The organism is Streptomyces sp. NPDC017246 (genome assembly GCF_044331325.1).
Lineage (GTDB): Bacteria > Actinomycetota > Actinomycetes > Streptomycetales > Streptomycetaceae > Streptomyces.
The window spans coordinates 63,607-87,105 of record NZ_JBIRMW010000008.1 but is presented as its reverse complement, the minus strand read 5'-3'; the positions used below and the strand labels follow the sequence as shown (position 1 = coordinate 87,105).

General features: G+C 74.2%; 25 protein-coding genes. 14 read left to right on the top strand and 11 right to left on the bottom strand.

All coding sequences use genetic code 11. From position 1 onward, the window contains the following. Positions 1 to 95 precede the first annotated feature (95 nt). On the bottom strand, positions 96 to 785 hold the full coding sequence (locus ACH4MY_RS20040; protein WP_398004816.1) for a hypothetical protein: 690 nt from the start codon (positions 783 to 785) through the stop codon (positions 96 to 98). A 185-nt stretch (positions 786 to 970) separates the two neighbouring features. On the opposite strand from ACH4MY_RS20040, the gene ACH4MY_RS20035 reads away from it, so the two are divergent. The 4 genes from ACH4MY_RS20035 (at position 971) to ACH4MY_RS20020 (ending at position 5,846) form a co-directional block, all read left to right on the top strand. Next, positions 971 to 3,019: an N-6 DNA methylase gene (locus tag ACH4MY_RS20035; protein ID WP_398004814.1), complete on the top strand. Its 2,049-nt coding sequence runs from the start codon at positions 971 to 973 to the stop codon at positions 3,017 to 3,019. Positions 3,020 to 3,068: 49 nt separating this feature from the next. Then, entirely contained in the window at positions 3,069 to 3,665 is a 597-nt protein-coding gene (locus tag ACH4MY_RS20030) for a hypothetical protein (RefSeq protein WP_398004812.1), read from the top strand. Continuing rightward, positions 3,662 to 5,323: a protein kinase gene (locus ACH4MY_RS20025; RefSeq protein WP_398004810.1), complete on the top strand. Its 1,662-nt coding sequence runs from the start codon at positions 3,662 to 3,664 to the stop codon at positions 5,321 to 5,323. Before ACH4MY_RS20030 ends, ACH4MY_RS20025 begins: the two co-directional genes overlap by 4 nt. A 121-nt stretch (positions 5,324 to 5,444) precedes the next feature. After that, entirely contained in the window at positions 5,445 to 5,846 is a 402-nt protein-coding gene (locus ACH4MY_RS20020) for a hypothetical protein (protein ID WP_398004808.1), read from the top strand. 88 nt (positions 5,847 to 5,934) lie between these two features. Here ACH4MY_RS20020 and ACH4MY_RS20015 read toward each other — a convergent pair whose 3' ends face one another. The 4 genes from ACH4MY_RS20015 to ACH4MY_RS20000 all read right to left on the bottom strand — a co-directional run bounded on the left by ACH4MY_RS20015 (position 5,935) and on the right by ACH4MY_RS20000 (position 8,091). Further along, positions 5,935 to 6,300 carry a hypothetical protein gene (locus ACH4MY_RS20015; protein ID WP_398004807.1) on the bottom strand — a complete coding sequence of 122 codons (366 nt, stop codon included), beginning with the start codon at positions 6,298 to 6,300 and terminating at the stop codon, positions 5,935 to 5,937. Then, positions 6,297 to 6,947 (bottom strand): RNA polymerase sigma factor, encoded by a 651-nt coding sequence (locus ACH4MY_RS20010; protein ID WP_398004805.1) that lies wholly within the window; start codon positions 6,945 to 6,947, stop codon positions 6,297 to 6,299. Before ACH4MY_RS20010 ends, ACH4MY_RS20015 begins: the two co-directional genes overlap by 4 nt. 107 nt (positions 6,948 to 7,054) lie before the next feature. Beyond that, positions 7,055 to 7,462 (bottom strand): hypothetical protein, encoded by a 408-nt coding sequence (locus ACH4MY_RS20005; RefSeq protein WP_398004803.1) that lies wholly within the window; start codon positions 7,460 to 7,462, stop codon positions 7,055 to 7,057. Between the two features lie 206 nt (positions 7,463 to 7,668). Next, positions 7,669 to 8,091 (bottom strand): ML domain-containing protein, encoded by a 423-nt coding sequence (locus ACH4MY_RS20000; RefSeq protein WP_398004801.1) that lies wholly within the window; start codon positions 8,089 to 8,091, stop codon positions 7,669 to 7,671. A 321-nt stretch (positions 8,092 to 8,412) separates the two neighbouring features. On the opposite strand from ACH4MY_RS20000, the gene ACH4MY_RS19995 reads away from it, so the two are divergent. Beyond that, positions 8,413 to 9,354 (top strand): helix-turn-helix domain-containing protein, encoded by a 942-nt coding sequence (locus ACH4MY_RS19995; protein WP_398004799.1) that lies wholly within the window; start codon positions 8,413 to 8,415, stop codon positions 9,352 to 9,354. Here the strand turns inward: ACH4MY_RS19995 and ACH4MY_RS19990 are convergent. From ACH4MY_RS19990 to ACH4MY_RS19980, 3 genes are all read right to left on the bottom strand, one after another. Beyond that, positions 9,351 to 10,451, bottom strand: coding sequence for a sensor histidine kinase (locus tag ACH4MY_RS19990; protein WP_398004797.1), 1,101 nt, complete (start codon positions 10,449 to 10,451; stop codon positions 9,351 to 9,353). The genes ACH4MY_RS19995 and ACH4MY_RS19990 overlap by 4 nt on opposite strands. Next, entirely contained in the window at positions 10,444 to 11,253 is an 810-nt protein-coding gene (locus ACH4MY_RS19985) for a response regulator transcription factor (protein WP_398004795.1), read from the bottom strand. Before ACH4MY_RS19985 ends, ACH4MY_RS19990 begins: the two co-directional genes overlap by 8 nt. 77 nt (positions 11,254 to 11,330) lie before the next feature. Continuing rightward, positions 11,331 to 12,035 carry a VanZ family protein gene (locus ACH4MY_RS19980; RefSeq protein ID WP_398004793.1) on the bottom strand — a complete coding sequence of 235 codons (705 nt, stop codon included), beginning with the start codon at positions 12,033 to 12,035 and terminating at the stop codon, positions 11,331 to 11,333. 158 nt (positions 12,036 to 12,193) lie between these two features. On the opposite strand from ACH4MY_RS19980, the gene ACH4MY_RS19975 reads away from it, so the two are divergent. Next, positions 12,194 to 12,607: a PPOX class F420-dependent oxidoreductase gene (locus ACH4MY_RS19975; RefSeq protein ID WP_398004791.1), complete on the top strand. Its 414-nt coding sequence runs from the start codon at positions 12,194 to 12,196 to the stop codon at positions 12,605 to 12,607. A gap of 69 nt (positions 12,608 to 12,676) precedes the next feature. Here ACH4MY_RS19975 and ACH4MY_RS19970 read toward each other — a convergent pair whose 3' ends face one another. Then, positions 12,677 to 13,117, bottom strand: a complete 441-nt coding sequence (locus tag ACH4MY_RS19970) for a VOC family protein (protein WP_398004789.1) — start codon at positions 13,115 to 13,117, stop codon at positions 12,677 to 12,679. A 117-nt stretch (positions 13,118 to 13,234) separates the two neighbouring features. On the opposite strand from ACH4MY_RS19970, the gene ACH4MY_RS19965 reads away from it, so the two are divergent. Beyond that, positions 13,235 to 13,840 carry a TetR/AcrR family transcriptional regulator gene (locus ACH4MY_RS19965; RefSeq protein ID WP_398004788.1) on the top strand — a complete coding sequence of 202 codons (606 nt, stop codon included), beginning with the start codon at positions 13,235 to 13,237 and terminating at the stop codon, positions 13,838 to 13,840. A 194-nt stretch (positions 13,841 to 14,034) separates the two neighbouring features. Next, positions 14,035 to 14,583 (top strand): hypothetical protein, encoded by a 549-nt coding sequence (locus ACH4MY_RS19960; protein ID WP_398004786.1) that lies wholly within the window; start codon positions 14,035 to 14,037, stop codon positions 14,581 to 14,583. A gap of 31 nt (positions 14,584 to 14,614) precedes the next feature. Here ACH4MY_RS19960 and ACH4MY_RS19955 read toward each other — a convergent pair whose 3' ends face one another. Further along, the gene (locus ACH4MY_RS19955; RefSeq protein ID WP_398004784.1) at positions 14,615 to 15,157 is read right to left on the bottom strand and encodes a MepB family protein; all 543 of its coding nucleotides are present in this window, start codon (positions 15,155 to 15,157) and stop codon (positions 14,615 to 14,617) included. 303 nt (positions 15,158 to 15,460) lie between these two features. Here ACH4MY_RS19955 and fabV point away from each other — a divergent pair, with 303 nt between their 5' ends. The 5 genes from fabV to ACH4MY_RS19930 all read left to right on the top strand — a co-directional run bounded on the left by fabV (position 15,461) and on the right by ACH4MY_RS19930 (position 19,884). Further along, complete coding sequence (fabV, locus tag ACH4MY_RS19950) at positions 15,461 to 16,675, top strand: enoyl-[acyl-carrier-protein] reductase FabV (protein WP_398004782.1); 1,215 nt, start codon at positions 15,461 to 15,463, stop codon at positions 16,673 to 16,675. A gap of 163 nt (positions 16,676 to 16,838) precedes the next feature. Beyond that, the gene (locus ACH4MY_RS19945; protein ID WP_398004780.1) at positions 16,839 to 17,861 is read left to right on the top strand and encodes an AraC family transcriptional regulator; all 1,023 of its coding nucleotides are present in this window, start codon (positions 16,839 to 16,841) and stop codon (positions 17,859 to 17,861) included. A 129-nt stretch (positions 17,862 to 17,990) separates the two neighbouring features. Next, positions 17,991 to 18,719, top strand: a complete 729-nt coding sequence (locus ACH4MY_RS19940) for a DUF2625 domain-containing protein (protein WP_398004778.1) — start codon at positions 17,991 to 17,993, stop codon at positions 18,717 to 18,719. Then, the gene (locus ACH4MY_RS19935; protein ID WP_398004776.1) at positions 18,716 to 19,228 is read left to right on the top strand and encodes a GNAT family N-acetyltransferase; all 513 of its coding nucleotides are present in this window, start codon (positions 18,716 to 18,718) and stop codon (positions 19,226 to 19,228) included. The genes ACH4MY_RS19940 and ACH4MY_RS19935 overlap by 4 nt, the downstream gene beginning before the upstream one ends. A gap of 146 nt (positions 19,229 to 19,374) precedes the next feature. After that, positions 19,375 to 19,884, top strand: a complete 510-nt coding sequence (locus ACH4MY_RS19930) for a hypothetical protein (RefSeq protein ID WP_398004774.1) — start codon at positions 19,375 to 19,377, stop codon at positions 19,882 to 19,884. On the opposite strand, the gene ACH4MY_RS19925 is transcribed toward ACH4MY_RS19930, so the two are convergent. Continuing rightward, a complete protein-coding gene (locus tag ACH4MY_RS19925; protein WP_398004772.1) occupies positions 19,830 to 22,313 on the bottom strand; it encodes a YfhO family protein in 2,484 nt (827 codons plus the stop codon). The two genes, ACH4MY_RS19930 and ACH4MY_RS19925, sit on opposite strands and share 55 nt — an antisense overlap. A gap of 126 nt (positions 22,314 to 22,439) precedes the next feature. Here ACH4MY_RS19925 and ACH4MY_RS19920 point away from each other — a divergent pair, with 126 nt between their 5' ends. After that, positions 22,440 to 23,459 carry a glycosyltransferase family 2 protein gene (locus ACH4MY_RS19920; RefSeq protein WP_398004770.1) on the top strand — a complete coding sequence of 340 codons (1,020 nt, stop codon included), beginning with the start codon at positions 22,440 to 22,442 and terminating at the stop codon, positions 23,457 to 23,459. Positions 23,460 to 23,499: the final 40 nt, after the last annotated feature.

Sequence of the window (23,499 nt, the reverse complement as noted above, 5' to 3'; positions counted from 1 at the left end):
CGGGCCCGGGCGCGGGGCTTCGCCGTCGGGTGGAGCGGCGACCGGCGCGTGGCGATCTCGGTCCCGGGCGACGGGGGTTCCGGCCCGGTCGGGTGTCAGCCCGTCTTCTTCCAGTCGCCGCAGGCCGAGGACTTGAAGTAGCCGTCGGAGGCGCTGACCTTCACGATCGCCGTGCCCGTGACGTTGTCGTTCGCCAGGATCGAGTCCGTGCCGTGGGTCGCGTCCTTCGCGCGCTCCCAGTAGCACTCCGCGTCCTTGTTGCCCGTGGACCTGTACGTGCCCGGGGCGATGTCCACGCCCACCTTGAACATGCCGCCGTCGCCCTTGAGGGTCGTCCCCGGCGTGCCCTTCGCCTTCGTGTCGACGGCCTCCCAGGTGCCGCAGCCCGAGGACTTGAAGAGCTTGTCCGTCGCCTTGATCTCGACGTAGCTCGTGCCCGTCACGTTGTCGTTGGCGAGGATCGAGTCGGTGTCGGCCGAGGCGTCCTTGGCGCGCTCCCAGTAGCATCCCGCGTCCTTGTTGCCCGTGGAGCGGTAGAGGCCGGGCTTCACGTCGCCGCCCACCTCGAAGTCGCCGTCGCCGTCGATCGTGACGACCTTCGGCTTGTCCTGCGCCTTCTTGTCGCCGCCCTGCTTGGCGGGCTGCTCCTGCTTCGCGCCGGCCTTCGGGGACTCGGTGTCGCCTCCCCCGCCCATCGCCGCGCCGATCGCGATGACCGCGACGACCGCGCCGGCGGCGGTGAGGACCTTGTGGCGGGCGAACCAGTTGCGCTGCTGCTGAGACATGGCTGTGGCACCTTCCGGGCGCTGTGAGGACTCCACTGTCGGGACTCCGTGTTCCGATGGAGTAATCACAGCAGAAGCTGTGAACCGAGTCAACACCGTGCACGCGTTTCGAGTTCACTCACACCGTGAATCGGGTCGGGCGCTATGCTCGGTGTGTTCACACACGTACGAGGGGAGACGGACAGGTGCCCGAAGAGAGCACGGCAGAGGTCACCGCCGCCGGTATCGCCCGGCTCGCCGGGGTCGGCAGGGCCGCCGTCAGCAACTGGCGCCGGCGCCACGCCGACTTCCCCAAGCCCGTCGGCGGCACCGAGACCAGTCCCTCCTTCTCCCTCGCCGATGTCGAGAAGTGGCTCCGTGAGCAGGGAAAACTCGCCGAAGTACCGCTCCGCGAGCGCGTCTCGCAGCAGCTCGCCGGCCACCCTTCCGGCACCGTCGCGGGCCTCGTGCAGACCGGCTGCGTCCTGCTCCTCCTCCGGGAGCGGCCGGGTGCCTGGACCGAGCTGGCCGCGCTCCCCGACGACCGCCTCGGCGAGGTCCTGCCCGGGGTCTTCGAGGAGGTCCTCACCGCCCGCTTCGGCGTGCCGAGGTCTGTTCACACCCCCACCCCGGCCGACACCGTCCCCGCCGTCCCCCTGCTCCGTGCCGCCGTCGAGCTGGCCGTCGAGCTGGGCGGCGCCCGCCAGGCCTTCGAGTTCCTGCTCGGCCGTCACCTCGACGCCAACCCGCGTCAGTACACGCTCACCCCGCCCCCGCTGGCCGAGCTCATGGCGGAGCTCGCCGCCGCCGCGGCCCCCGACGGCCGTCCCCTCGGCACCGTCGTCGACCCGGCCTGCGGCACCGGAGGCCTACTGCGCGCCGTCCCGCATCCCACCGCGCTGTTCGCCCAGGACACCGACCACGACCTGGCCGCCCTCACGGCCCTGCGCCTCGCCCTCCACGGCGACGCCGACATCCGCTCCGCCACCGGCGACACCCTCCGTGCCGACGCCTTCCCGCAGCTGGCCGCCGACGCGGTCCTGTGCCACCCCCCGTTCAACGAGCGGACCTGGGGGCACGACGAACTCGCCTACGACCCCCGCTGGGAGTACGGCTTCCCGGCCCGTACGGAATCCGAACTGGCCTGGGTGCAGCACGCGCTCGCCCGGCTCCGCGAAGGCGGAGCCGCCGTCCTCCTCATGCCGCCCGCCGTCGCCTCACGGCGCTCCGGCCGCCGCATCCGCGCCGACCTCCTGCGCCGGGGCGCGCTCCGGGCCGTCGTCGCCCTCCCGGCCGGGGCGGCACCCCCGTACGGCATCCCGCTCCACCTGTGGGTCCTCGTCCGCCCCGGGGCCGACCAGCGGCCCCCGGCGGAGACCCTGTTCGTGGACACCGCCGGGCTCGTCCCGGACGCGGGCCGCGACAAGCTCCCCTGGACCACCCTGCGGAACACGGTCCTCGACGCGTGGGCGGGCCGGGGCGGCGAGGAGTCCGTGGCCCGTGCCGTCCCCGTCATCGAACTCCTCGACGACGAGGTCGACCTCGCCCCCGCGCGCTATCTCACCGCCCCCGCCGCCGGCGGCACCGCCCCCGAGCTGGCCGCCGTCCGCGACCGCCTGGACGAGACCCTGCGCCGTACCCAGGGCCTCGCCCCCACTCCCGTCCCCGCGCGCCCCGCGCCCCGCCCGCTCACCACCGTCGGCGAACTGGCCCGCACCGGCGCCCTCCAGCTCCGTACCGGAGGCTCGGGCACGGCGCCCGTCGGCGGCGGAGACGTTCCCGTCCTCACCGAGCACGACGTCCTGTCCGGCGGCCCGCCGTCCGGGGCGCTGCCCGGCGGCGGCCCGGCGGAGGAGCCCGTTCTCGTCGCCGAGGGAGACGTCGTGGTGCCCGTCCTCGGCGGCGGCTCCGTCGCCCGGGTCGTCGACGCGGCCACCGCGGGCGCGGCCCTCGGCCGCAACCTCCAGCTGCTGCGGCCCGCCCCGGCCGCCCTGGACCCCTGGTTCCTCGCCGGTTTCCTGCGGGGCACCGCGAACAACCGGCAGGCCAGCAGCTTCGCCTCGACGGCGGCCCGGCTGGACGTGCGCCGTCTCCAGCTGCCCCGGCTGCCGCTGGCCGACCAGCGCCGCCACGGCGCCCACTTCAGGTCGCTGGCCGAGTTCGAGGAGGCGCTGCGTCTCGCCGCCCGGCTCGGCGAGCAGCTGGTCCAGGGGCTCTACGACGGTCTCGCCGACGGAAGTGTGGAGCCCGGGTGAAGACCGTCATACCCTCATAGCCTGATCATCCGTCCCGGGGGAGCGTCGTATGTACGGTCAGGTGCCCACACCCGCACCTCCGCGGGCCGCGGGCCCGTCGGCGGCCACGGTCACCGTCCGGGTCCTGATCACGGTCCTGGTCGTGCTGTCGCTGGGGTTCCTCGCGTGGGTCGCGATGCTCCGGATCGCGATCATGCGGCGCGCGGGGCGTGACTGGGCGCTCTTCTGGGTCCAGTTGGTGCTCAACGTCGGCTGTGTGGTGCCGCTGGAGCAGCGGTTCGCCGGCACGTGGATGAACACCGTCGGCATGGTGGTCCTGCTCGTGCAGATGGCGATCGTGACCTGCTATTTCCTGGTGGTCGACATCCGGCACCACCAGCCCGCCCCGGTCGTGATCGTGGTTCCGTCGCCGCCGCACCTGTCGCTGCCGCACCCGCCGCCGCACCCGCCGTCGGCGTACCCCTACGGGACACCGCCGGGGTACGGCTACGGATATCCGCCGCCCGCCGTGACGGCTCCGGCGCCGGGCCAGGCCCCCGCCCCGGTCCCCGCTCCCGGCGCCCCGCGTATCGACCAGGTCCGTGCCGAGCTCGACGAGCTGAGCGATCTTCTCCGGCACACCGGAGAGGGTGAGGGACGGGCGTGAACGGGCGGGTGATCGGCGGGCGTTACGAGCTCGCCACCGTCATCGGGCAGGGCGGCATGGGGCAGGTCTGGACGGCGTACGACCGGAGGCTGGACCGCCGGGTCGCGGTGAAGCTGCTCCGGCCGGCCACCATGACGGGCCCGGCCACCGCCGCCGACGAGCTGCGGCGCCGTTTCGTGCGCGAGTGCCGGGTGACCGCGCATGTCGACCACCCCGGTCTGGTCACCGTCCACGACGCGGGCAGCGAGGGCGAGGACCTGTTCCTCGTCATGCAGTACGTGGACGGCGCCGACCTCGCGGACCATCTCGCCGAGCACGACCCGTACCCGTGGGAGTGGGCGGTCAGCGTCGCCGCGCAGCTGTGCGCCGTGCTGGCCGCCGTCCATGCCGTGCCGATCGTGCACCGCGACCTCAAGCCGCGGAACGTGATGGTCCGACCCGACGGGTCGGTCCTCGTCCTGGACCTCGGTGTCGCCTCCGTCCTGGACAGTGACACCACCCGTCTCACCCACACCGGTTCCCCCATCGGCAGTCCGGCCTACATGGCGCCCGAGCAGGCCATGGGCGGCGCGGTCGGACCCTCCACCGACCTGTACGCGCTCGGTGTGCTCCTCCACGAACTCCTCAGCGGGAACGTGCCGTTCGCCGGTTCCACCGCGCTCGGTGTCCTGCACCGCCATCTGTACGAGGCTCCCGTGGCGCTCCGGCAGCTGCGGCCCGAGGTCCCCGAGCCCCTCGAAGCGCTCGTCCTCCGGCTCCTCGCGAAGGATCCGCGGGAGCGGCCCTCCGGCGCGCACGAGGTGTACGAGCACCTGCTGCCGCTGCTTCCCGCGCGCGGGGCCCCGGCGGGACCGATGGACCCGACCCGGCCGTTCCTCCGCCCGCACGCGCCCTGGCCCGACCGGCCGGCGACGGCGGCACCGGCCTTCGCCGGCGCGGCCGTTCCCGTGGCGGCGGTTCCGGTGCGGGCCCCGGCGCCCCTCGCGCCCGCCGTGCCGCCCGCCGCCCCCCGGACCGACCCGAGGTCGTCGTACGCGCCGCCCGCCGGCCGCCCCGGCGCCACTCCCGTTCCCGCCCCGGCCCCTGCTCCCGCCGCCCCCGCCCGCCCCGATGTCGCCGCCGCCGTCGACGAGGTCAAGCGGCTGCTGGGGGAGGGGGCGCTCACTCAGGCCGTGGACATCCTGGGCGGCATCCTGCCCGCCGCGGCGGCCGAGCACGGCGAGCGGTCGCCGATCGTCCACATCCTGCGCAAGCAGTACGCGTCGACGCTGATGGACGACGGTCAGTACCGGCGCGCGCTCCCGGAGTTGCGCCGGCTCGCGGCGGACCGGGACGCGGAGGCCGGTCCCGCGGATCCGCAGACCCTGCAGTTCCGCTATGACGCGGCTCTCTGTCTGGAGCAGTCGGGGGAGACGGCGGCCGCGCTCACCGAGTTCCGTGCGGTGCTGCCGTACTGCGAGGGCGATCCGGCCAGGTCCTTCGACATCCGTCAGCGGATCGCGCTGCTGCTGGTGGCGACGGGTGAGTACGCGGCCGGTCAGGATCAGCTCCAGCGGCTGCTGTTCGACGCGGAGCGCGCGTACGGCCCGTATCACCCGCTTCCGGTTGACTTGCGGAGGGTGCTGGAGCACCAGCGGCAGCTGGGGCGGCGTTCCTGACGGATTGGCAGGGTCACGACTCGGCATCTGATCGGCAGTTGGATCTTCATGATCCTTTTTGTCGGATTTGGCGCATGTAACGTTCGCGTCTGATCATGTCCGCGTCCCCAAGGAATCCCTCATGACGACGCCGTCCGCGCCCCTCTCCCCCGAGCAGCCCGCCGCCGCCCCCGAGCAGCCCGCGGCCCCGGCCAAGAAGGGCAGCGCCCTCCTCAAGAAGGTCGGCGGTGTCGTCGTCGCGATCGCCGTGGCCCTCGCCGTGAAGCTCGGTCTTCCGTACCTCACCGGCGACGCCCCCGTGCACGCCAAGGCCGGCGAGTGCGTCACCGTGACGGGTCCCGACAACGACCCGAAGGTCGACACCACGGACTGCTCCTCGGGCAAGGCCGACCTGTTCAAGGTCGTCAAGGTCATCGACGACACCTTCGACGTGAACAAGTGCGGCACGGAGCTGTCGGCGCTCGCGCAGCAGCTGGAGTCGGACAAGTTCGTGCTCTGCCTGGAAGAGGTCCCCGCGAAGTAGTTCGCGCGACCGGAATCCCGGATCTGCGAGAAGGGCCGGAACCTCAGGGTTCCGGCCCTTCTCGCATGTACGGGTGCCCGCCCGCGCGTTACGGCTCCTCGACGGGCTTGGGGTCCGGTGCTCCCGGCTCGGCGACGGACGGGGTGGCCGGGGCGGGGGCCGGTGTGGGCCTGACCTGGGGTTCGTCCACCCCCGGGGAACGGGCGGGCGGCACCGGGGCCGGGTCCGGCGCGACGCCGGGCACCAGGACGAGGAGGCACGCGGCCGCCACGGCCGCGGCCGCCCCGAGCCCGGCGAGGGCGACCCCCCGCACCCGGCGCAGTCCCCAACTCCGTCCCCGCGGGGGCGCGTCGCGTCGCAGGTCCCGGTGGGTGACGAGGGCGGCGCGGGCGGCGAACGCGGCGCGCAGCCGCTCCTCGGCGGTGGTGGAACAGTCCTCGGCCCGCGGTCTCATCGGCCCGCCTCCAGCTTCTTCTCCAGGGCGTCGAGCGCACGGCTCGCGGTGGACTTCACCGTGCCACGCGACAGCCCGAGCGTCTGCGCGATCTGCGCCTCCGACAGCTCGGACCAGTAGCGCAGCACCAGGACCTCGCGCTGGCGCCGGGTCAGCCGCGCGAGCGCGTCGAGCACGTTCCGGTGCTCCTCGGCGAGCAGCAGGCCCTCGTCGACGGGAGCCTCGGCACCCGGGTGGGGCGGGGTGTACGCGCGCGCGGTGCGGCGCCTGCGGAGCACGGAGCGGGCCGCGTTGACCACGGCGGTGTGCAGGTACGCGCTCGGGTCCTGGAGCCCTTTCAGGGAGGTGCCGTACGTCCGGCACACGGCGGCGAAGGCGTCCTGGACGACGTCCTCGGCGGTGTGCAGATCGTCGACGAGGAAGAGCGCGAGCCGCACCATGTCGAGGCGCCGGGCCCGGTAGAGCTCGGTGAGGGTGGGCGGCGGCTCGTGGTCGGCGGCGATGTCCACCGCACGCAGATGCCGCCCCCGTACGCGCCCTGGGGCGTCCTCGGTCCGGGAGACACGGGCGAGCAGGCGGGACCACCACGACGGCGCGACGGCGGTGCCCGGCGGGGCGGTGGCGGTGGCGGGTATGGCGTACGACAACTGCGCTGTCCTCGATCCGTCGCGGGAGGGAGGGGCGACCGGCCCGGCCCGGACCCGCGCGAGCCCGGGCCGACCCGGTCGCCACCTCCTGGTGCTACCGCTGTGGGTTACTTCCCGACGCGGGTGCCGGGCTTGATGACGCGGGGCGCGTCCTCGGCCGGGGCGGGCGCGGGGGCGGCGGTCGGCTGGACCGCCGGGGCCGGAGCCGCCGGAGCCGGGGCGGGTGCGGTCACCGGCTCGGGGGCCGGCGCGGGGGCGGGTGCGGCCACGGGTGCGGGCTTGCCGGGCGTGACGACCTTCGGGGCGGCGGCCGGGGTCGGGGCGTCGGCGGGCGCGGCGGCCGGCGCCGGGGCCGCCTCCGGAGCGGTGACCTTCGGTGCGGCCGGGGCGGGCGTGGCGCCGGAGTCGGCGAAGGCCTGCGCGGCGAAGCCGCCGCCGAGGAGCAGCGCGACACCGGTGACGACACCCAGGACCTTGGGTCGGGGGCGGAGGTTCCGCTTGGCGTGGCTGGACATGGGCTTCTCCCGAGGTGGAACGGACACGGTCTGGTGGAGCGGCTGAAGGGCGCCTTCAACCCACCAGACGTGCGTCACCCCCCGAGGTTGCGACCCGGACCGGGAATCTTTCCGCCGGGCCGGCGCCTCCGCATCGGACCGCCCGCCGTGTACGCGGGGCGCACGGCCGTCTCCGTGCCGTCCGCGCCGTGGGAGTGAGCGTCTCTTCAGGGGCGGGGCGGGGTGAAGTCGGCCCGGAACTTGAGGGTGGCCAGGTCGTCCTCGTTGGCGTTGTAGGCGAGGACCCCCAGAGTGAACCTGGCCCTCGGGGTCTCCCTCGGGAGGTTCAGGGTGTACGTCAGCTCCACGTCGCCCGTCTTGATCGGCCCGCCGGCCGGGTCGGGCGACACCGACAGCGCGCCCTCGCGGATCTCCTCGAAGAGGTCGACCTGCTTGTGCAGCAGCTTGATGAGTCCCAGCTTGACGGTGAGGTTGTAGAAGGCGCCGTCCTCGACGGCCTCCTGGACGGTGCCCTTGATGAGCATCCTCACCTCGCTGCCCGGCTCGGGCGGGTCCGGGGTGAGGGTGAGGCTCTCGATCCGCAGCGCGTCCGTGGGCAGGCCGGCGTCTTCGTAACTCCAACTGGTCATGCTGCGGAGAGTGTCGCGTACGTCGCTCAGCGTGTGCACTCCGCGGGGCTCGCGACCGGGTCGTCGGGGGCCGCGACCCGGTCGGTCCGGACGTCCTTTTAATGACCGAGGGCAAGTACCCACCCCTCCCCACCTGCTGTGAGTGGTCCAGCTGAGGGGGCGTCACCCACACGAGCGAACTCTGCCAACTGAGCTGGATCTTGGGGTGGTTGCCTGGCATGTGCTCGCGGCGACCTGGATCGGACCGGACATGGTTCGGCCCTCGACCGGACTCGGAATCCTGGGCGAGGGCCTGACCACACAGGAAGCAGCAACTTCCCGATGGATACTCAGCACCTTAGCGCGCACCCCTCCCGCACGGGCGTCATCCACGCCAACCTGCCGCAGACCACGCGCTACACGATCGTCGGCAACCACCTCGCGCAGCGCGAGCACCTCTCGCTGCTCGCGATCGGCCTGGCGCTCCACATCCAGTCGCTGCCCGCCGGTTCGCCGGTCGGCATCAAGGCCCTGGCCGGGCGTTTCCCCGAGGGGACGATGCGCATCGCCGGGGCCCTGCGCGAGCTGGAGGCGCACGGCTACCTGTCCCGGACGCGCGAGCGCCAGCCGAACGGCGAGATCAAGACCCGGACGGTGTCGTACAACCAGCCGGGCGGGGTGACGGCCGGGGCCGATGCTGACGGGCGGGGGCGGGTGGAGCCGGGGCGCGGGCGGGCACGCGAGGCCGGGCGGGCGCCCGAGGCCGGGCGGGCGCCCGAGGCCGGGCTGGTGCCCGACGGCGGGCCGGTGCCCGAGAGTGTGCCGGCGGGCGGAGCCGTGCCCACGCCCGCGGCCGCGCCCGAGGCCCGGTCCGCCGCCCTGGCCACGGCCGCACGCGAGGCCGCGCCCGCCGGACCTGGACCCGCGCCCGCCCCCGCCGCACCCGGACCCGCGCCCGCCTCCACCCGCGCCGTGCCCGGGGGCGCCCTCCCCGACGGGCCCGCCGCCGAGCTTCTTCTCGACCTGCGGCGGCACGATCCCCGCATGCTGCTCTCCGCGCGGGACGTGCGGCACCTGGCCCCGGGCGTCGACGCGTGGTTCGCCCGGGGCGCGACCCCGGAGGCCGTACGGCGGACCCTGCTCGCCTCTCTCCCGGAGACGCTCAAGCACCCGGCCGGGCCTTCCGCGCCCCGGAACCGGGGCAGTGCCCGGACTGCGCGGCGGACGCGGCGGACCTGCACGCGGCCTGACCCCGGCGGTGTCCGCTCCCGGCCGAAGGCCTAAGGGGTGTTCCTCGCGGGGCCGGTGCCGGCCGGGAGCCGGACCGTGACGAGGAGGCCGCCGGCCGGCCGGGGGGCGAGATCGAGGGTCCCGTCGTGGGCGCGGACGATGCTGTGCACGATGGCCAGGCCGAGGCCGACACCGGCGTGCTCGTCGGTGCGTACGCGCTCCGTTCCGCGCTGGAAGGGTTCGGTGAGGGTCGGGACCAGCTCCGGCGGCAGCAGGCGGCCCGTGTTCTCGACCCGCAGCACGCTCGTGTCGCCGTCCGTCCCGGTCCGGACCGTCACGGTGCCGCCGGCGGGGAGGTTGTGGACGACGGCGTTCTGGACGAGGTTCTCGACCATGCGCAGCAGGAGCTCCGGGGAGCCGCAGGCCGGGGCCGCCCCGCCGGTGACGTCGAGGGCGATCCGGCGCTGTTCGGCGACGGGCAGCAGCGTCTCGGCGGCCTCTTCGGCGACGAGGGAGAGGTCGACGCTCTCGCGGACGAAGGTTCCGCGGTCGCCCCGGCTGAGCAGCAGGAGGGCCTCGGTGAGGTCGATCGCCCGCGTGTTGACGGTGTGCAGGCGCTCGATGAGCTCGTCCCGGTCCCGCGTGGGGTCCTTGCGGGCGACGTCGAGGAGCGTCCGTGAGATGGCCAGCGGGGTGCGCAGTTCGTGCGAGGCGTTCGCCGCGAACCTCTGCTGCTCGGCGACGTGGGACTCCAGCTGCCCGAGCATCGAGTCGAACGCGTCGGAGAGTTCGCGGAACTCGTCCTGGCGGCCCGGCATCCGGATCCGGTGGGACAGCGAGCCGTTCCCGGCCGTCCGCGCCGCGTCCGTGATCCGGGTGAGGGGCGCGAGCATCCGGCCGGCGAGGAGCCACCCCCCGAGGAGGCCGAACACCAGCAGGAAGGCCATCGCCACGGCCGCGGCGGGGAAGAAGGTGCGCACGAGGAGGTAGCGGTTGGGCGAGATCCCGAGCAGACCCTGGGAGTTGTCGGGGACGTAGCGCAGCAGGAACACCCACACCACGGCCAGCAGGAGCGCGCCGGCGACGGCGAGGAACCCGGCGTAGCTGAGGGCCAGTTTCAGCCGGGCGCTGGGCCCCGGGCGTCTATCCACGCGGACGGCCGGGGTCGGTGGCGTCCCGGCCGGGGCCGGTGGCGTCCGTACCGGCTGCCGCGCCGGTGTCCTCGGCCGCGCCGGTGCCCTCGGCCGCACCGCCCGTCGCGGCGTCCGGACCGGCGCCCGCTCCCGTGTCCTGACCGGTGTCGATCCGGTAGCCGACGCCGGGAACCGTGGCGATGGCCCATGGTTCGCCGAGCCGTTTGCGGAGGGCGGAGACGGTGATGCGTACGGCGTTGGTGAGGGGGTCGGCGTTCTCGTCCCAGGCCCGTTCGAGGAGCTCCTCGGCGCTGACGACCCCGCCCTCGGCGGCGACGAGGACCTCCAGCACGGCGAACTGTTTCCGGGTGAGCGCGACGAAGCGCCCGTCACGGAAGACCTCCCGGCGGAAGGGGTCGAGCCGCAGGCCCGCGATCTCGCGGACCGGGGGCCGGGCGTACGCGCGTCTGCGGTCGAGTGCCCTCAGCCGCAGGACGAGCTCCCGCAGCTCGAACGGCTTGGTGAGGTAGTCGTCGGCGCCGAGCTCGAACCCCGAGGCCTTGTCGTCGATCCGGTCGGCGGCGGTGAGCATCAGGATCGGGATGCCGCTGCCGGAGGCGACGATCCGGCGGGCGACCTCGTCGCCCGAGGGGCCGGGGATGTCGCGGTCGAGGACCGCGAGGTCGTAGGAGTTGACGCCGAGCAGCTCCAGGGCGGAGTCGCCGTCGGCGGCGATGTCGGCCGCGATCGCCTCAAGACGCAGACCGTCACGGACGGCCTCGGCCAGATAGGGCTCGTCCTCGACGATCAGTACGCGCATGGGGGAAGCCTAAGCAGCACGGCATATCGCCGACGTATGCGACGCACACGACGGCGGGTGCGCACCGGAGGCCCGCCTCAGCCCACCGGTGCCGTCACGGGGCGGGGCCGGTCCGACGGCGTCTCCGCCGCCGTGCGCCACCAGCGGCGCGACGCCAGCCCGGCCAGTACGGCGCCGGTGGCGTTGACCAGCACGTCGTCCACGGAGGACACCCGGTCGAGCCGCAGGACGTACTGCGCGGTCTCGACCAGGACCGAGCAGCCCGCCCCCAGCGCCAGGATCCGCGGTACGGACGCCAGGGCCGCCCACCGCATCGGGGCGAAGAAACCCAGCGCCGCGAAGGCCAGCAGATTGCCGGCGATCCCGAGCGACCCCATCGTGACCAGGTCCCGCAGCGGCACCAGGCTCACCCGGGCGGGCGCGATTCCGGGCGCGGCCCCCGGCATCAGGATCAGCCACAGGAACGGCACCGTCCCGTGGACCATGCCGACCTCGGCCAGCGACAGCCGCCCCGCCGACGCGACCCCGGCGGCGCGCCGGCGGCGTGCCAGCGCCCACGCCACCAGCCCGGCCGGCGGCAGCGTGACCAGCGTCATGAGCACCACGCCGTTGAACGTGTCGAAGCAGCCGTGCCACCGCCCGGCCATGCACATCGGAGCGGACATCAGGAGCGGCCGCCGCACCACGAACAGGGCGCTCGCCAGGCCGAGGACCGCCAGGCCGAGGAGCACGATCCCGCGCGTGCGGCGGGGCGGTGCCGTCAGGGACGCGTTGTGGTTCATGCCCCCATGGAAGACGGCGGGCCGTTGCGGGGGCGTATGCGATTTTCGATACGCCCGCGATACGCCCGCGATGCGCGACGCGCGATGCGCGGTGCGTGAGATCGCCGGAGGCCGGGGAGGCGGCGCCCTCGGCCGCCCGCCTGATTAGCCTCCCTGGTATGCCTCTTGAGATGAACGACACCGTGCGCGGTCTGCTCGACGCGCCGCACATGGCCGTCCTGGTCACCCTCAACCCCGACGGCGGCCCGCAGAGTTCGGTGGTCTGGGTCAGTCGCGACGGCGACGAGCTGCTGATCTCCACCACGCGGAGCCGGCGCAAGACGCTGAACATGCTCCGGGACCCCCGCGTCGGCCTGACCGTCTTCGACCCCGCCGACCCCGACCTGTACGTCGAGATACGCGGCACGGCCACCGTCACCGAGGACGCCGGCCGGGCGGTGGCCGTCCGTATCGCCGAGGAGTATCTCGGGCCGGGCGGCGGCAAGGAGTACGAGGAGGCCCCGCCGGAGCACGTACGCGTGGTCGTCCGCGTCACGCCGGCCAAGATCCTCGGCAGCGCGACCAGGGCCTGAGGAGATGCCGCGCTGAACGCCGACGCGCTCTCCCGAGGCGCCCCGCCGATCAGGCCTCGCCCGTGCCGATCAGGCCTGGCCCGTGCCGGTGGAGGTGTACTGGGCGGCGTACTCCCCGGTCGGCGGGATCGTGGTGATGACATCGACGAGGACGCCGTCCGGGGCGCCGAGGATGAAGTGGCGCTGGCCGAAGTCCTCGGTGCGCAGGGAGAGGAGTTCGGGGAGCCCGGCCTCGCCGATCAGTCTGCGGTGCTCCGCGTCGACGTCCTCGACCTCGAAGTTGAGCAGCAGGCCGCCCCGGGTGGGGGTGCGGTGGCCCTCGGGCAGCGTCGGATGGCTGTGGTCGAGCAGGGCGAGCTCGTAGTGCGGCGCGTCGGGGCGGTGCAGGCTCACGTACCAGTCGGCCTCGAAGGTCGTGGTGAAGCCGAGGTGGCGGGTGTAGAAGTCGCGCGCGGCGGCGACGTCGCCGGTGCGGATCACGGGATAGAAGCCGGTGAGTCCGGTCGTCATGGGATGACTCCTCGTCGTCGTCGGCGCGCCCGCGCGCCCGCTTTCGCATACCCGAGGTATGTGAACCGTCGGGACTAACATACCTCGGGTATGCGAAATGGGAAGGGTGGTGCGGCTGTGCCGGACGAACGGGCGGCGGGCAACCGGGCGGAGCAGCGGGAGGCGACCCGGCGGGCCCTCCTCGCCGAAGGGCGACGGCGGTTCGCCGAGGACGGCTACCACGGCGTCGTCCTCGCGGAGGTGGCCCGGGCCGCGGGGGTCACCAAGGGCGCGGCCTACCACCACTTCGACAGCAAGGCCGGCCTCTTCCGGGCGGTGGTCGCCGAGGTCCAGGGGGAGTTGGGGGAGCGGGTCGCCGCGGCGGCGGACGAACAGGCCGACCCCTGGGAGCAGCTGCGGGCCGGATGCCGGGCCTTCCTGGCGGCCGGCGCGGACCCCGCCGTACGACGGATCGTGCTGGTCGACGCGCCGACCGTCCTGGGGTGGGAGGAGTGGCGAGCCCTGGACGAGGAGTCCTCGGCGCGGCACCTCACGGAAGCGCTGGAGGCCCTGGTGGAGGCCGGCATCGTCACCGAACAGCCCGTCGAGCCGCTGGCGCGCCTGCTGTCGGGCGCCATGAACGAGGCGGCGCTGTGGCTGGCCAGGAGCGAGGGCCCGGAGGCACTGGAACGGACGGTGAACGCGTTGGACGTCCTGCTCGCGGGGATCAGACGCGAGGCCTGAACGGGGTGGGGTCACGAGGGGGCGTGAGCGGGGTGGGGTCACGAGGGGGCGTGAGCGGGGTCGGGTAGCGAGGGGGCGGGGTCGGGTGAGGTGGTGGCGCCGGCCTCGTACGACGCCTCCCTCCGCCGTGCGGGGGAGGCGGTCCGGCCGTGGGGACGATGCCGGGTGCGGGGCGCCGCGCCGAGACTCGTGCCATGACACCGACCCCCACCGTGACCCGCCGGCCGCCGGCCGCCGACCCCGACCGTGTGCCGCTCGTCGACCCCGACCCCCCGGCTCCGACCCCGGCCGGATCCGCGACGACGGCCCGTCGGGTCGCCGCCCTCACGGCCTCCGCCGGCGCCCTCGCCTACACCGTCTCCAAGGTCGACCTCGCCCTGCGCGGCGAGCTCGGGATGCCCGGGTTCCCCGCGCCCCCGGAGGCGTACGCCGAGGTCGGCGACGTGATGCTCGCGCAGTCGGGGAACGCCGGTCTCGGGCTCGCCATGGCCCTCGTCGCGCTGCTCCTCCTCCGCCCGCTCCGTCACCGGTACGTGCGGTGGGGCGTCCTCGGCGTCTCCTGGGCCGGGATCGCGATGATCGCGGCCGGAGTCGTCGGCTTCGGCGCGCGGGCCGCCGGGGTGGCCCCCTCACTGGGGGCGCAGCCGCCCGTGGCGGGACCCGCGCTCGTGGCCCTCGCGGTCGGCGCGGTCTGGGTCGTGGCGTGGGTCGTCGCCACGGTCGGCGCGATGCGCCGTCGATGACCGGGCGGCCGGGCGGCCCGCGCGGTACGACTCAGCGGCCGTAGAGCTCGCGGGCCCGCGCCAGGTCGACGGGCCGGCCGTCCTCCGGCAGGTGCAGGAAGTGGTCCAGCTGCCAGGTCCGCGTACGGTCCGCCTGGCGGTTCGTGGTGGTCGCCCAGGGCGGGTAGACGCGGAATCCCCGCTTCCCGCCGGAGCCGTTCTCCGCGACCACGCCGTGCCGGCGGAGTGCCTCCGCCGGGAACACGAACTGACCGAAGTGGTGCCGGTCCCGGCAGCTGATGACGAAGAGGTCGATGCCGTCCCGTGCGTCGAACGGCTCGATGGGACCGGCCGCGGACCGCTTCCACACGGTGACGAACTGACCGGCCTTGGCGGGAGTCGTCTTCGCCACCCGGAACCGTACGGAGCGGCCGTCGAGCGTGAAGGCGTGGGCGGCGTAGTCGGCGGACTCGGGTTCGGGTACGGGAGGGGAGAGGGCGAGACCGCAGGGGTCGTAGACGAGCGTCCTCGCCGCGAGGAGATCTCCGTGGGCCGCGGGGGGACCGGGCGGACCCGCCCGGTGTTCGGTCGTCATCCGGTCACCCTGTCACGGGCCCGTCGGCCCCGGCCCGGCCCGGCCCGGGGCGTACGCCGGGGGACGGCGCCAACCCCCGGAACCGTCCCCCGCCAACCCCCGGAACCGTCGGCCGGACACCCCGAAGCGTCGGCCGGAAATCCCGGCGACGCCGGCCGCCCGTGGTGGGAACACTCCAAGACCGGCTCATGATCGTTGTTACCGACGGGGCAACCACCCGCGCGCCCGCTCGCGCAGACTTGCAGGGCGCGGGGCCCCGGCCGGCCGCCGTGTCCCTGTTCCGGCGACCCAAGGACTGCCATCGTGAACGAGCGCGTTCTCACTCCCCGCAATCGGGGTTTCCTCTTTCTCGACTCCCACCCGGCAGGGTGCGGGCAGTCGGTGGCCGACATGTGGGAGGCCTGCCCCGCGCCCGTCGCCGCGCCGGACGGCGACGCGCCGGTGGCCCTCGTCATCGGTTCCTCCGCCGGATACGGCCTCGCGGCCACCCTCGCCGGACTCAAGCGCGCCGGTGTCCGCGGTATCGGCGTCTCCTTCGAGAAGGCCCCCACCGCGCGGCGCACCGCGACGGCCGGCTGGTACCGCACCGCCGCCACCGCCGACATCGCCAGGGCCGCCGGGCGGGACCTGGTCCTCCTCAACGGCGACGCGTTCTCCGACGCGATGAAGGACCAGGTCGCCGACCTCCTCGAACGGCGTTTCGGCGGCCGGCTGGACTACCTGATCTACTCCGTGGCCGCGCCCCGGCGGACCGACCCCGACACCGGCACCACGTACGCCTCCGTCCTCAAGCCGATCGGCGGGGTGAACCGCACCAAGACCCTCGTTTTCGACGACGAGGGCGCTCCCGAGGTCCGCGAGGTCGAGACCGGGCCGGCCGAGGGCGACGACGTGGAGCAGACCGTGGCCGTGATGGGCGGCGCGGACTGGGAACGCTGGATCGACCACCTCGCCGGGCGGGGACTGCTCGCCGACGGCTTCTCCACCGCCGCGCTGTCGTACATCGGCTCGTCGCTGACGGCGGCGATCTACCGGCAGGGCACCATCGGCGCGGCCAAGGCCCATCTGGAGGCCACCGCCCGCACCCTGGACGAGCGGCTCGGCAAGACGGTCGGCGGGCGGGCCGTGACCTCCGTCAACGGCGCCGCCGTCACCCAGTCCTCCACCGCGATCCCCGGTATCGCCCTCTACACCGGCCTGCTGCGCGGAGTCCTCGGCGACGGCCTCGTCCCGCCGATCCACCAGCTCGCCGCCCTCTGGGACCAGCTCACCGGCGCCGCGCCGCTCGCCCTGGACGACGAGGGCCGGGTCCGGCTGGACACCTTCGAGCTGACCGACGACATCCAGGCGGCCGTCGCCGAACGCTGGGAGACCGCCACCACGGCGACCGTCTCCGGCCTGGCCGACCTCGACTGGTTCCGCGCCGAGGTCCGACGCCTCTACGGGTTCTCCGTGCCCGGCGTCGACTACACGGCCCCGGTGGCCACCGACGTCCCCTGGCCGGACCACACCCTCTGAGCGCCCGCCCCGATCACGGCCCCCGGTGACCCCGTGAGCGCCCGGCCCGGATCGCACCTCCCGGGACCTCGGCGCCACGCCGGTCGCGAAAACCTGAGGCGAATACGTTCGTGCCCCTGCATCCTGGCCGCCGTCGTAACGATCGAGTCGGGGGAGTCGAGAGATGTGGTCGGTGGTGTCGTCGGGGGAGCTGCCCCACGGGGAGCGGTTCGAGTGGTTCGCGGACATGATCTCGCGGGAGGTGATGCCCACCATGCTGACGAGCGAGCGGCCCGCCGACTTCTCGGCCGAGGCGGCCCTCCTCGACCTGGGCGAGCTCCAGGTGTCCAAGGTCGCCTACTCGCCGCTGCGTTCGCGGCGCACACCCGCGCTGATCCGGCGGGGTGATCCCGAGCAGTACCAGCTGGGACTGGTGACCAAGGGGGCGATGAGCCTCGTCCAGAACGGGAACAGCTGCGACGCGGCGGTCGGGGACCTCGTCTTCTGGGACACCTCCCGCCCCTCCGACGCCCGGTACGTCTCCGAGGGCGATCCCGGGCAGCTGGTGATCCTGCAACTGCCCCGCGACGTCCTGCCGGTGCGGGCGAACCGCCTCGACGGGCTGCTCGCCCGGCGCATACCGGGCGACAGCGGCGTGGCGGCGGTCCTCGTCGCCTTCCTGCGCTCGCTCGTCGCACACGGCGGCGAGTGCGCGCCGGACGAGCTGCGCCGCTTGGGGACCACCGCCATCGACCTCGCGGCGGCCTGTCTGGCGCACGGCACGGACACGGAGGAGCGGCTCCCCGCCGAGGTGCGGGCGCGGGCGCTGATCCGCCGGATCCACGTCTTCATCGAGTACAACCTCGGCGACCCGGAACTGACCCCCGTCGCCGTGGCGGCCCACCACAGCCTGTCGGTGCGCACGCTCCACCAGCTCTTCACGGGGGAGGGGGAGACCGTGCAGGCCCGTATCCGGCGCCGGCGGCTCGAACGATGTCGCGACGAGCTGGAACGGCCCGAGTTCCGCACGTGGCCCGTGCAGGCGATCGCGGCGCGGTGGGGGTTCAGCGGTCCGGCGGTGTTCAGCCGGTCCTTCCGGGAGGCGTACGGGGTGAGCCCCAGCGAGTTCCGCGCGTGCGCGCTGCGGAACCGGCCGGACGGTGCGCCGAGCGTCAAGGATCCGCGCACCGGGCGCACAGCCCGCTGATCATGACCTTCCTAGGCTCGGAGCTGTTCGTTCGGACACGACGGCGACGGGGGATCTCATGAGGAAGCGGAACGATCAAGGAGTCTGGGACGTGGATCCGGGAGCAGGTGGGCGTGCGAGCATGCCCGGATGCGTGAACTGAGTGAGTTGATCGAGGTCGAGGACCCGGCGTGGCCGGCCCTCGACGAGAGACTGCGGGCGGCGTCCGTCCCCGTCGAGGTGCTCGACGCCGACGCCGGGCACGGCGCGGCGGCCCTGTTCCAGACACAGGTGACCGCGCGGTCGTTCCTGGGAGCGCTCGTGCTGCACAGCGGCGGGGTGCTCGTCGACGACGGCTGGCTGCGGGTGTACGGCAGCCCGGCCGACGACAACGCCCGGCGGATGCCGTCTCTGGCGCGGGTCAACGGCTACCCCACCGAGGCCGACCCCGGCCGGCGGCCCGAGGCGGGGCTCGTCGTGGCCCATGACGTCCTGGGCGGGGTGTTCGCCATCCAGGGCGGGCCCGCGGATCAGGTGGGACTGCCGGGGCAGCCCGGCGAGATGGTGTACTTCGCGCCGGACACGCTGAGCTGGGACGCGCTGGGCGCCGGATACGCGGCCTGGCTCTCGTGGATGCTTGCCGGCGGCACGGCGGAGTTCTACGAGGGGCTGCGCTGGCCCGGCTGGCAGGACGAGGTCCGTGAGCTGGACGGCGACCGGGGACTCACCCTCTACCCGCCGCTGTGGTCGGAGGAGGCGCACCGGGACCTGGCCGCGACCAGCCGGAGCATCGTGACGATGGCGGAGGTCCTGGGGTTCGAGCGGGAGACGAGCAGGGGGCTCGACGGGGCCGACCCCGGCTTCCTGGGGAACGTGTGAGCGGGGCGGAGGCGGCCGCGGCCGTGCCCGCCGGGCGACTGGAGCTCGTACCGCTGGCCGTGGCGCACGCCGACGAGATGGCCGGGGTCCTCGCCGACCCCGCGCTGCACGCCTTCATCGGCGGCGCCCCGCTCACCGGGCCCGAACTGCGGGCGAGGTACGAGCGCCTGGTCGCGGGCTCGCCGGACCCGGAGACGGTCTGGTGCAACTGGGTCGTACGGCTCCGGGCCGAGGACCGGCTCACCGGGACCGTCCAGGCGACGGTCACGGAGGACGGACGGGTCGCGGAGGTCGCCTGGGTGATCGGCACGGAGTGGCAGGGGCGCGGGATCGCCCGGGAGGCGGCCGGGGCGCTGGTCGCCCTGCTCGTGGAGCGGGGCGCCCGGACGATCGTGGCCCATGTCCACCCCGGCCACACGGCCTCCGCGGCCGTCGCCCGCGCGGCCGGCCTCACACCCACGGACCGTGTGGAGGACGGCGAGGTCCGCTGGGAGCGGCGCATCTCCTGACGGCCGAAAGGCCGTCGCGGGTCGGGTGGTCGATGGCCGGCGGCTGCTCAAATCTTGCTCAGAGAAGCCGTATTGCCGTCCGGCGCCCGAGGGGTGTGGCCTAGCGTCGTGGTTCGGGGACATCCGTACACGGGGGAGAGCTGCTGATGACCAGGCTGCGCGCGTATCTGCTGACAGGGGCCGCACTCGGGCTTCTCGGGATCGGAGGCGTCGGGTGCACCGGCCCGGGCGCGGACTCGGCCGCGCCCGTGTCCTCCGCTCCGGCGTCCACGGCACCCGCCTCGCCCGCCGCATCCGCACCGCCTGGTGGCGTTGCGGTGGCAGCGGCGTACGAGAGGCGCGTCAAGGACGCGCTGGACACCATCTCCCCCGACGATCCGGAGTTCGTGGAATCCGGGACCGAGCGGGTGGAGGACGGGGTGCACCACCGCTCCCCGCTGGAGAAGGGGGCCGCCTACCAACTGGCCCTCGTCTGTGCCGGCGAGGGGGCGATCGTGCCCGTCGTCGGTGGTGAGGAGTTGGGGGCCGTGCGGTGCGACGGCGTTCCCGTGACGCACCGGATCGCGAGCGCGCCGGCCGAGTTCTCGCTCGCCGTCGACGGTCAGGCCGGTGTCTCGGGGGCGTTGGGCTGGCGCGTCGTCACGATCACGGGCTGAGCGGGGCCGGGGGCTTCGTCCTCCGCGGGGTCGCCCGGTCTCCGGCGCGACCGGGCGCCGAGCCATGTCCGCAGGGTGAGGAGCAGCAGGCCCGCCGCCCCCGCCGCGAGCCCCGCCCGAAGACCCGGAGGGCGGAACGCGCAGGTCAGCGTGGTGGTGCCGGGGTGGACCCCGATCGCGAGCAGGCCGCCGTACGACCCCGCCTCCGCGTTCTCGCAGTGCCAGCCCGCGATCCGCGGGGCGGCCACCACCGCCGTGCCCGTCGTGCCGGGCGGCAGCGTGGCCGTGAGGCCGTCGGACGTGATCGTGATCGACGTCGCCGCCCGCGCCCGCAGTGCCGTCAGGGCCGTACGGAGGCGGTCGTGGTCCAGACAGGCGAGTTCGCCGCCGGGAGCGGGGACGAGGGGTTTCGCCCCCGGCACCCGCTGCTCTCCCAGGGAGACCAGCGCCGCCCGCCGCTTCGGCGGCCCGCCGAGCAGACGGGTCTCGTACGTGCCCAGGCGGGCCGTGCCCGTCACGTCCGGCGCCCAGAGGAAGACCTCCGTGCCGACCGGGCACGCGCCCGCCCGGGGAGCCCCGTACACCCGGGCGCCCAGGAGGAGTTCCTGGTTGCGGAAGGGGGACGCGCCGTACGCCGGGGCCGGGCCCGGCGGCCGTACCGTCACCAGGGGCAGCGGCTCCGAGCGGACCGTCCGCCCGTCCCGCCATCGCGCCCCCACCCCGAACAGCGCGTCCGTCACCGGGTTGTCCAGGCTCAGCAGGTTCCGGCCCCGGGAGGTCCAGCCGCCGCCCAGCGCGGTCAGCGTCTCCGTCAGCACCGCCGGGGTGTGGCTGCTGTAGTACGCGGCACCCTGGCCGCCCAGGAGCAGCGGGTCGTTGCCCGCGACCCGGGGCAGCCCCGCGTCCGTGCGGTACGCGGGCCAGCCGTCCGCCGCCGCGAGGGCCGCCGCCCGACGTTCCTGCTCCGCGCCCCACGGCGGGTAGTCGTCGAGCCGGACGAGCCGCTCCCGGTCCGCGTACGCCGTCGTCGCCGCCGCCTGCCCGAGCAGGGTGCCGGTCACCAGGAACGCGGCGAGCACCCCGTACCGGCCCCGCCCCGGCAGCAGCAGCGCGCCCGCCACCACCGCCAGGCCCACCCCGGTGAGCAGCAGCGCCCAGGGGGTGAGGAAGGGGCTCGGGAGCGCCCCGGCCGCCAGGGCGAGGACGACCGCCGCCCCGCCGAGGAGCGCCCGGCGGTCCGGGAGGCCGTGGGCGAAGCCCGTCCACGCGGCGAGGACGAGGACGCCGGAGAGGACGAAGGTCTGGCGGTACGGGCTGCCGTTCGGGGTGGCGAACGCATGCCAGAGGAGATGGGTCGGGCCCCACTGCATCGACGCCAGGACCACCCCGCACAGGCCCGCCCACAGCCACCGCTCCCGGCCGGGGACGTCACGGCGGAACAGCAGCGCGCCCGCGAGGAGCAGCACCGCCGTGCAGACGAAGGCCGCCGGGGTCGCGAAGCTGTACGTCACCGGGAGCAGCCGGGCGAGGACGTCGGTGGCGGGCGCCGGGTCGAACTCCCTGACCAGGCCCGGGTGGGCGTGGCGGGAGCCGAGGAGGACGGGGACGAGGACCGGGGCGGCGAGGGCGATCCCGATGCCGGTGGTCAGCGCGGCCCGCAGCACCGTACGGCCGGCGACGGCACCCCGGGAGGGGCCGCGGCCGTCCCCGAGGCCCGTGCCGCGGCTGGCGGCGGGGCTGTCTCCGGTGCCGGCGTTGCGGCCGTCCCCGTGGGCGGCGGCCGGCGCCGCGAGCCGGACGAGGAGGACGAGGGCCGCGCCGAGCGTCGCCATGTACGCCGTGTAGAAGTTGGCGATCCAGCAGACCGCCACCACCAGCGGGCCGAGGAGCGGCCGCCGGCCCTCCCGCGCCCACTCGCCCACCAGACAGAGCAGCGGGAAGGCGATCAGCCCGTCCAGCCACATCGGGTTGTACGTGCCCTCCGCGAGCGACCAGCCGCACAGCGCGTACGAGGCGCCCAGGACCGAAGCCCACCACCAGACGCCGGGGCCGAGGCGGCGCAGCAGAAACGTCATGGCGGCCGCCGCCGTCGCCGTCTTCAGGACGGTGATCGCGTACACGGCGTACTCGATGTCCCCGCGCGGGAAGAGCGCGACCAGCGGGGCGAAGGGGCTCGACAGATAGGTGCCGTAGTCGGGGAGGAAGCCGGTTCCCCAGCCCGCCTGCCAGTCGAACAGCAGCCCGCCGTCGGCGCGGCCGCGCAGCAGGTCCCACAGGTGCGCGTGGAACGGCACGAACTGGTTCGCGAGGTCGTTGACGGCCCGGTGGCGCGGCCCGAAGGGGAAGACCCGCGCGACGGCGTCCCCGCCGCAGACGGCGACCACGGCGAGGAGGGCGGCGAGCGGGTACGGGCGTTTCGTGTTCGGCATGACGGTTCGAATATGCCAGCGCCCGCGGGGGAAAACGGTGGCCCCGACACCCAGTTCACGGAATGGTCGTCTGAAGGCCATCCCGGTGGACCGGCCGGGTCACCCCGCTCCGTTGTCGTGGGGCGCGTGCTGCTCTCGATCGTCGTCCCGTGCTTCAACGAGGAGGACGTCCTCGCCCGTTTCCACGACCACGTGACCGACGAACTCGCCAAGCTCGACGGCGCGTTCGAGATCGTCTACGTGGACGACGGAAGCCGGGACGGGACGCTCCCCCTCCTCCAGGAGCTCGCCGCGCGCGACCCCCGACACGTCCGGTACGTCTCCTTCAGCCGCAACTTCGGCAAGGAGGCGGCGATGCTGGCCGGCCTCCGCAACGCCGCGGGCGACGCCGTCGTCATCATGGACGCCGACCTCCAGCACCCGCCCGAGCTGGTGCACCGCATGGTCGCGCTGCACGCCGAGGGGTACGACCAGGTCGTCGCCCGCCGCACCCGCGAGGGCGACCGGGTCACCCGCACCCTGACCGCCCGCGTCTACTACTGGGCGATCAACCGCCTCGTGGACGTCGAGCTCGTCGACGGCGTCGGGGACTTCCGGCTGCTCTCCCGCCGCACCGTCGACGCGGTCCTCGGCCTCGGCGAGTACAACCGCTTCTCCAAGGGCCTCTTCTCCTGGGTCGGATTCCGGACGACGACGTTCTCGTACGAGAACGCGGTCCGCGAGCAGGGCCGCTCCAAGTGGACCTTCGGCAAACTCCTCAACTACGGCCTCGACGGCCTCCTCTCCTTCAACAACAAACCCCTCAGGGCCGCCGTCCACCTCGGCTTCCTGCTGGTCCTCGTCGCCCTCGGCTACGCGGCCTGGATCGTCGGCGACGCCCTGGTCAACGGCGTCGACACTCCCGGCTACGTCACCCTCCTCGTCGCCGTCACCGCCCTCGCCGGCGTCCAGATGGTGATGGTCGGACTGATCGGCGAGTACGTCGGCCGCATCTACTACGAGGTCAAGCGGCGGCCCCACTACCTGGTGAAGGAGACCCACGAGGGGACGCACGGCGGGACGCCCGAGGGGCCCGGGACAGGACTGGTACGGGCCGACACCCGGCGTACGGGTGAGTCGTTGTGGGAAACAGTCGCACCGAAGTAGTGGCTCCGGCCCCGGCGACTCCCTACCATCGATCACCGCA

What these genes read in the sequence shown, in the direction of transcription:
- ACH4MY_RS19955 (WP_398004784.1), bottom strand. Translation starts at nt 15,157, where the DNA reads ATGACGACCGAACACCGGGCGGGTCCGCCCGGTCCCCCCGCGGCCCAC.
- ACH4MY_RS20040 (WP_398004816.1), bottom strand. Translation starts at nt 785, where the DNA reads ATGTCTCAGCAGCAGCGCAACTGGTTCGCCCGCCACAAGGTCCTCACC.
- ACH4MY_RS20005 (WP_398004803.1), bottom strand. Translation starts at nt 7,462, where the DNA reads ATGTCCAGCCACGCCAAGCGGAACCTCCGCCCCCGACCCAAGGTCCTG.
- ACH4MY_RS19980 (WP_398004793.1), bottom strand. Translation starts at nt 12,035, where the DNA reads ATGAACCACAACGCGTCCCTGACGGCACCGCCCCGCCGCACGCGCGGG.
- ACH4MY_RS19985 (WP_398004795.1), bottom strand. Translation starts at nt 11,253, where the DNA reads ATGCGCGTACTGATCGTCGAGGACGAGCCCTATCTGGCCGAGGCCGTC.
- ACH4MY_RS19945 (WP_398004780.1), top strand. Translation starts at nt 16,839, where the DNA reads ATGTGGTCGGTGGTGTCGTCGGGGGAGCTGCCCCACGGGGAGCGGTTC.
- ACH4MY_RS19940 (WP_398004778.1), top strand. Translation starts at nt 17,991, where the DNA reads ATGCGTGAACTGAGTGAGTTGATCGAGGTCGAGGACCCGGCGTGGCCG.
- ACH4MY_RS19975 (WP_398004791.1), top strand. Translation starts at nt 12,194, where the DNA reads ATGCCTCTTGAGATGAACGACACCGTGCGCGGTCTGCTCGACGCGCCG.
- ACH4MY_RS19930 (WP_398004774.1), top strand. Translation starts at nt 19,375, where the DNA reads ATGACCAGGCTGCGCGCGTATCTGCTGACAGGGGCCGCACTCGGGCTT.
- ACH4MY_RS19960 (WP_398004786.1), top strand. Translation starts at nt 14,035, where the DNA reads ATGACACCGACCCCCACCGTGACCCGCCGGCCGCCGGCCGCCGACCCC.
- ACH4MY_RS20030 (WP_398004812.1), top strand. Translation starts at nt 3,069, where the DNA reads ATGTACGGTCAGGTGCCCACACCCGCACCTCCGCGGGCCGCGGGCCCG.
- ACH4MY_RS20015 (WP_398004807.1), bottom strand. Translation starts at nt 6,300, where the DNA reads ATGAGACCGCGGGCCGAGGACTGTTCCACCACCGCCGAGGAGCGGCTG.
- ACH4MY_RS19995 (WP_398004799.1), top strand. Translation starts at nt 8,413, where the DNA reads ATGGATACTCAGCACCTTAGCGCGCACCCCTCCCGCACGGGCGTCATC.
- ACH4MY_RS19970 (WP_398004789.1), bottom strand. Translation starts at nt 13,117, where the DNA reads ATGACGACCGGACTCACCGGCTTCTATCCCGTGATCCGCACCGGCGAC.
- ACH4MY_RS20020 (WP_398004808.1), top strand. Translation starts at nt 5,445, where the DNA reads ATGACGACGCCGTCCGCGCCCCTCTCCCCCGAGCAGCCCGCCGCCGCC.
- ACH4MY_RS20000 (WP_398004801.1), bottom strand. Translation starts at nt 8,091, where the DNA reads ATGACCAGTTGGAGTTACGAAGACGCCGGCCTGCCCACGGACGCGCTG.
- ACH4MY_RS19925 (WP_398004772.1), bottom strand. Translation starts at nt 22,313, where the DNA reads ATGCCGAACACGAAACGCCCGTACCCGCTCGCCGCCCTCCTCGCCGTG.